At 41.4% G+C, this 6,063-nt stretch carries 9 protein-coding genes; 2 read left to right on the top strand and 7 right to left on the bottom strand.

The features are described from left to right. The 4 genes from ACFIJ7_RS08865 to ACFIJ7_RS08850 all read right to left on the bottom strand — a co-directional run. Window positions 1–581 (bottom strand): phage portal protein (locus tag ACFIJ7_RS08865; RefSeq protein WP_375645105.1); only part of this gene is annotated, 581 nt, incomplete at its 3' end. Then, window positions 581–829, bottom strand: coding sequence for a phage head-tail joining protein (locus tag ACFIJ7_RS08860; protein WP_006589108.1), 249 nt, complete (start codon window positions 827–829; stop codon window positions 581–583). The genes ACFIJ7_RS08865 and ACFIJ7_RS08860, both read right to left, overlap by 1 nt. A 3-nt stretch (window positions 830–832) precedes the next feature. Next, window positions 833–2,779, bottom strand: coding sequence for a phage terminase large subunit family protein (locus ACFIJ7_RS08855; protein WP_375645104.1), 1,947 nt, complete (start codon window positions 2,777–2,779; stop codon window positions 833–835). Continuing rightward, a complete protein-coding gene (locus tag ACFIJ7_RS08850) occupies window positions 2,769–3,338 on the bottom strand; it encodes a hypothetical protein (RefSeq protein ID WP_375645103.1) in 570 nt (189 codons plus the stop codon). Before ACFIJ7_RS08850 ends, ACFIJ7_RS08855 begins: the two co-directional genes overlap by 11 nt. A gap of 84 nt (window positions 3,339–3,422) precedes the next feature. Between ACFIJ7_RS08850 and ACFIJ7_RS08845 the strand changes: the two genes are divergently transcribed. Together ACFIJ7_RS08845 and ACFIJ7_RS08840 are read left to right on the top strand one after the other, a co-directional pair. Continuing rightward, window positions 3,423–3,689 carry a BrnT family toxin gene (locus ACFIJ7_RS08845; protein WP_375613975.1) on the top strand — a complete coding sequence of 89 codons (267 nt, stop codon included), beginning with the start codon at window positions 3,423–3,425 and terminating at the stop codon, window positions 3,687–3,689. Further along, window positions 3,667–3,972, top strand: a complete 306-nt coding sequence (locus ACFIJ7_RS08840) for a BrnA antitoxin family protein (RefSeq protein WP_375645102.1) — start codon at window positions 3,667–3,669, stop codon at window positions 3,970–3,972. Before ACFIJ7_RS08845 ends, ACFIJ7_RS08840 begins: the two co-directional genes overlap by 23 nt. A gap of 51 nt (window positions 3,973–4,023) precedes the next feature. On the opposite strand, the gene ACFIJ7_RS08835 is transcribed toward ACFIJ7_RS08840, so the two are convergent. The 3 genes from ACFIJ7_RS08835 to ACFIJ7_RS08825 all read right to left on the bottom strand — a co-directional run. Further along, window positions 4,024–4,302: a hypothetical protein gene (locus ACFIJ7_RS08835; protein ID WP_375645101.1), complete on the bottom strand. Its 279-nt coding sequence runs from the start codon at window positions 4,300–4,302 to the stop codon at window positions 4,024–4,026. Continuing rightward, entirely contained in the window at window positions 4,299–5,030 is a 732-nt protein-coding gene (locus ACFIJ7_RS08830) for an antA/AntB antirepressor family protein (protein ID WP_375645100.1), read from the bottom strand. The genes ACFIJ7_RS08835 and ACFIJ7_RS08830 overlap by 4 nt, the downstream gene beginning before the upstream one ends. Before the next feature lie 562 nt (window positions 5,031–5,592). Continuing rightward, window positions 5,593–6,063, bottom strand: a 471-nt coding sequence (locus tag ACFIJ7_RS08825) for a hypothetical protein (protein WP_375645099.1), incomplete at its 5' end; no start/stop codon positions are given.

Genomic DNA, 6,063 nt, shown 5'->3' with positions numbered 1-6,063 from the left:
CAGAAATGATAAGCAACGCGCTTACCACTGGCATTAAATTCAATCCCCATACGAATGTAATTGCCTTCAATCTCAGCCGGTCCATTGTAGGAAAGGTCCAACATTTCAGTGGGATAAACTTGCAACTGAAGAGGCACACCAGAGCGCCCGTAGAGGTCAACATAATGCAATCTTACAAAGCATTCTCCGGTTAAAAAGACCTCTCGTGCAATGGTTGCTTGAAGTCCATAAAAATTGGCATCTTCATCATAGTCCGCTTCATCAACCCATTGCCACCATAAGTTTAAAAGCTTTTTCTTTTCTTCTTGAAAGCCTTCAATACGAGGATAAGGTTTAATCCCATCACTGACAGCCGCAGAGACCCATTCTTCTGTTGCAGACCCATAAAGAGATTCATTATCATAAAGCCATCTTGAACGGGCAACAATGGTATCACCGCATTCTTCAATTGCTTTATTGATATGTTTTTTTGCGGGGTCAAAACCACCCATGCGACGGCTTTTACTTGCAGCTTCAAAATGGGGATTGTGTTGACGAGAAATTTTAAAAAAGCCTGTGAGTTTATTGAAAAAACCAGCCATTAATAGCCTCGTGATATATTAAAATAGAAAACGCGTGAACGCTTGCGCCCTTCAAGGTTGGCTATTTGTGTATTGATCATCTCAAGCGCTCTGCGCAGTTCCTCAACAGAGCGGTTGCTGACTTGCTTATCACCATGGCGCACCGATTGCGCACCCGAATAAAGAGCTTCTTCAATTTGCTCACGCCGCCTTTTTAAACTTTCCAGTCTCGAAAATTTGCTGTTAATTGGTTCTAAAGTTTCACCCACAAATTACCTCCAATCCCCTCGCATATAAGGATTCATCATTGTTCTGAATGGCTTCTTTTGAGGCTGTGCTATCTGAGATCTTCTTGGAGCAGGAGAGGGGGCATGTCTTGGTATTGGCTGCTCTAAAGAGCCTTCAACTTTAAGTTTTTCCAGACGCTCTTCTAAGATATCGACTTCTCGATTAAGGTTTATTCCTGCCGAAATCAGACCTTGTAAAGCCGCATAAGCATAGACCCTACAGTCCAAGGCTTCATTTCTTGCCTTTTCGCTTTTTTGCCATTCAATGCGCTTGAAGCCTTTAAAATATTTGATGACTTTTCTTTCAGCGGTTAGCTGGTCAAAATATTCCCGATCAAGGTTTTTATGAAAGTGTGTTGCACCAGCCCCCGATGCTTCAGGACCGGATTTTTTAAACCGTGCCGTGATAATATCTTTTGCTGCATCAACCCCAACAATATAGAGATTGATCTGTCCTTTGTTGTTTCTACTTGGACGGCGCGGCCATACTGCACGCCATCCCGCTTGTCCCTTAATCCCCCAGATACGTCGTCCCTCACGGGGGCGCACGTAATTATAAACCGCTTGTGTGTGTCCACCACCGGTATCAATACAAGCCGCCGTTATCTTGATGCCGTCTTTGTAACCTGGATGCGGCCAGCGTCTTGTAAGATATTCATCCAGCTGGTCCCATACTTCAAAAGAAGAGGGATCACCAGGAATGACGTGATAATCAATATGCCAGCTTTCTTCACTGCGTCCCCATCCCACCACTTCAAGTTCTAAGCGGTCATTTTGCACATCAATACCCGCTGTTAACAACACGGCTTGTTCTGGTGCAATGGGATAATCTTCACGTTTTGCATAAAGACTATCAGGGTCAACAACTTCGCCCGTTCTGTCTTCCCATGGCTCTCCAAGCACTGTATTAATAAAAACCTGTAAAAGAGCAGGATCTTCTTTGGCTCTTAAAAATTCGCGCGCACAATCGCCCCAAGTCAGCCATGGCGAATAAAGCGCTGAAATATGGTAAGAACGCAGACGAGGCTTACTTGACTCCTGTGTTGCGATCCAGCAAGCGCCATTTTCTTCTGCCATTAAGGTAGCCTTGCGATGCTCTGCATGTTCATGACCACAATGCGCACAAACAAAAACAGCTTTTTCGGGGGCGCCTTTTTGCCACTTAATTTGTGACCAAACAATGGGCTGTAGAACACCACACGCATCACAAGGAACATTGTAATATCTCTGATCACCAAGCATAAAATCCTTGGCAATACGGCTTGTGTCACGGTGTGTTGGCGTGGACAATTTAAAAATTTTACGTTGAATAAAAGCAGAGGTTCGTTTTTCAGCAATTGTTACAGGATCGCCTTCATTATCGACATTCAATGGGTAAGCATCGACTTCATCCAAAACCAAATAGCGAATAGGAGAAGAACGCAAACCAGCAGCACTATTTGCTCCGGTAATCATCAACGTTCCCCCATAAAATTCCTTTGAAAACATTGTATTTCCACTGTCTCGTGCACGAGCAGGGGCAATGCGTTCACTTAAAGCAGGGCTAGCTGAAATCATAGGATCAAGACGAGACTTTGACAGTTTCTTAGCTGTCTCAACTGTCGGCATCACATACAGTGCCGGTCCTGGACTATGATGAATGGCATAACCACAAAAGTTCAACGCTGCTTCCGACATTCCAACCTGTGCCCCTTTCATCACAATGGTTGTTTCAGTCGGATCATAAACAGAAAGATTATCCATGATCTCTCGTAAATAGGGGGTGCGTATAGTCCTCCATAATCCAGGCTCAGCACTCGTAACTGTGCTCAAATAACGATTTTTATCAGCCCACTGGGAAACAGTATAAGGCGGGTCAGGACGACGTCCTTCATTCGCATAGCAAAAAAAGAGCCCAGCACCAGAGAATGGGGGAGAAGCATCATTTGTCATGTTCTGGATTCTCTTCTAAAATGTTGGGATCGTGAAAAGAAATAGGGACGACATTTTCCATTAAAGCTTTGCGTATATGATGATCGATAGCTCCAATAAGGCTCGCAGCATCACATCCCACTTGCGCCGCAATTTCAGCACCAAAGCGATAGGCAAAATTGAGCATTGTATCTCGATGCGCTCTTCCAAAGTTCCATGCTTCTTTTCTCACTTCTTCACGATCAACAGTTGTTTCGCGTAACTTTTCCAGAGCAATCTTTTCTTTTGCTAGCGCAACTTGCATTCGCTCCAGTTTTATCTTGTATTCGTTGGCTCCATCTGTGGAGGCTTGTTTGATCTTTGTTCGCCGTTGACCATCAAGCGCTAAAAATGGGGGAGGGCGCTTTGTTGGATTTTCATTCCAGATGCTTGTGGCAAGGGCTTCATTGACAGAACCATCTTCAAAAAGAGCCGCATCAAATTTACCTGTCTTTATCCGAGAAACCACCGCATTATGTGAAACACCCATCTTTTTTGCAAACGCACGAACCGATAGACCCTCACGATGCTTCTTATTCATAATTGCTCCATTTTGAATGGTTTATACGAATTATTGTACACTTTAATTATTGACAAGGTTTTATTTTTCGTGTACATAAAATATATGAAGATAGTGTGGGATGAACCAAAAAGAGCTTTAAACATTGTTAAACATAAGCTTGATTTTGCTGATGTTATTTACTTTGACTGGGAACATGCTCTTATTGATGCAACACATTCAAACCGCATGAAGGCTATTGGACATTTTGCTGATGGTACAACAGTTATTGTTTTTGCAAAGCTTGGCAATGAAGCGATATCCATTATCAGTTTTCGTCAAGCGAATAAAAAAGAAAGAGAGGTTTTCAATGACTATCAAAAAAACCTTTAAAACAGGATGTGGCTACACAAAAGAAGATTGGGACGCTGTGGATTCCCCACCACTAACAGATGAAGAACTTGCACGCTTAAAGCCAGCTAAAGATGTTTTACCACCTTCCTTTTTTAAATATGTAACAGAAGAACGCCGTAAACGTGGACGTCCACCCGTTGAATCTCCCAAACAAGCGGTTACTCTACGCCTTGACCCAAACGTTATTGCTTCTTTTAAAAAACAAGGAAAAGACTGGCGAACACGTATGGGTGAAGTCTTAAAAAAAGCAAGTGGCAGCTAAACCAACCACCTCCCCATTTTGAGAACGGGGAGGGGAGTTCTATTTTTTTAATTAAGCAACCTTTCTAATGGGGTTATCTAAATCTGGTTCATAAGTTCGCAACAAAGAATCCATACGATGTGGAAGTTCTGAAGCTCCAAAATCTGTCAAAATTGCCAAGATTTTTGTAATATTGGGCACGTCATCTTGAAGCTTTAAAACCAGAGCATCTACGACCGATTCCATTACCTCAACTATAGCATTGCAGTCCTCATCTCCAATGCCTCGATGATTAGAAAGCTTAAACAATGCCATCCACAAATCGCACAAAAAATTGATACTGCTATTCATTGCACACCCCCATGGATTTGTTCTCTCAAACATGCCAATCCTCTAGATGTGATTTTCGTTGAAGGAAGCACCTTTTCTGTACCATCCGGTCTTTGAATGGTAATAGCAGGGCAATCCATGAATCCTTTCTTGATCTTGTCCTGATAAGGTAACAGAGGCGCCCCTGGAGCCCGTCGATACACCCAATCATGTTTACGCAAGTAATCCGTTAAATCTTTTGGTCGTACCTCTAACATCTTTGCTGCTTCAATTAAGCCAAACAAACCATCAGAGCGCTTTAAACCATCCAAAGCTTTTGCTTTTGGTGCTAATTCAGCGATAACATGATCTTTCTGCTCTATTTGGCTTTGTAAGTGATTCAAGACACCAAGCAATGCTTCTGGTTTGGAGTAGTCGACTTGCGGTGTTGCTACTTGTTTCAAAAGTCGTTCACATTTGATAAAGTATTGACGTGCTTCATGTCCTTTATCATTACGCTCGATCATCGAAAGATGTTTAGCCATGTCTAACGTAATGTGGTATTCTTTTACCTTTCCACCGTTTTCTAAATTTTTAGAAAGCGTTATAAAGTTTACATTTTCCAGAAATTTACATTCTTTAATGCGATTTTTAATCCAGTCTGCAAACTTTGATGTAATTCCCAAAAATGCGTGCAACTCACGCGCATTCACAGTTTGAACAGTCTCTTGATCAATAACCTGTTCTGATATTTCTATAAGTGTGTTCATAAAGAACTCCTTGGTAATAGAGGTTTCTTAATGACACTCAAAAAGAGTGCCGGGTGCTAAGAAACACGGTACCAAGTCCGTCGTTATGCTTTTCCCAAAAGGGTATTGTATAGCGTAACCACACCCGACAATATCATTATATGCGTGTAACATACAATGAGTCAAAGCCTTTAATGTGCGGAAAATAAACTATCTCGGTAGTTTGTCCGCTTGGTATTTTCTAAGGTGTTTCTTAGGCACCTGATTCGAAGATACCTATTACTGTAGAATTGTCAAGTAATAAAAATTACTTTTTGCTAAGAAAACGTTTCACATACTGTACAGTGTACATATTGAAATCATTATTTATCAATGAGTTAAATGTACAATGTACAGTCAATTTGAAAATTCTATCGCTAGCGATAGTTCGCGCTCGTCCGCCCCGCAACAGACCCAACCCGCTGGGAAGTACCTTTTGCATTGATTTTATTGTATTTTTTCTGGATAAAACCAAAGCGCAAGTGATAATCTGCTTTAAAAATTACAATTAAAGTGAGTAGTGTGTTGACATAGCTTAAGAGCATTATTTAGTTTTCTTATTGGCGGCATATTCTTGACGAGCAAGTTGGTACTGTATGTTGGCAATTAATCTCTCATTGGCTTTTTTTACAATAGTACTTGCAATTTTTGGCTTGGACATAACTCCAGCAATTGAGGGTCCTTCTTGTTTTGCAATAGGGAATTGATCTCCATCTGCTCTTTGAAAAACATTGTTTCCCATTTTTAGCGTAACACGCTTAGGAAATTTTCCACCGCAAATAAATCCATGGGGTAAGATTTCTTTTTTTCCAAACATTGTGTAAGTTACGCCGCGTTTTGTTTCTCTTGCTTGAAAAAATTTAAGAGGTATCGGTGTTCCAGAACCAATGATATCTGTCTCGAGAAGCTTTGCAGTAGCCTTTCCTTTAATATAAACGCCTTTTTTGACACGCTTTGATTGGGCAGATGTAACATCGGCAATTTGTTTTTCTGCAAAGCGTTCGACTTGTTTTGC

This window comes from Bartonella sp. MR100HLJHH, assembly GCF_042194215.1.
GTDB classification, from domain to species: Bacteria; Pseudomonadota; Alphaproteobacteria; order Rhizobiales; family Rhizobiaceae; genus Bartonella; species Bartonella grahamii.
This window is presented reverse-complemented; position numbering and strand designations above follow the sequence as displayed.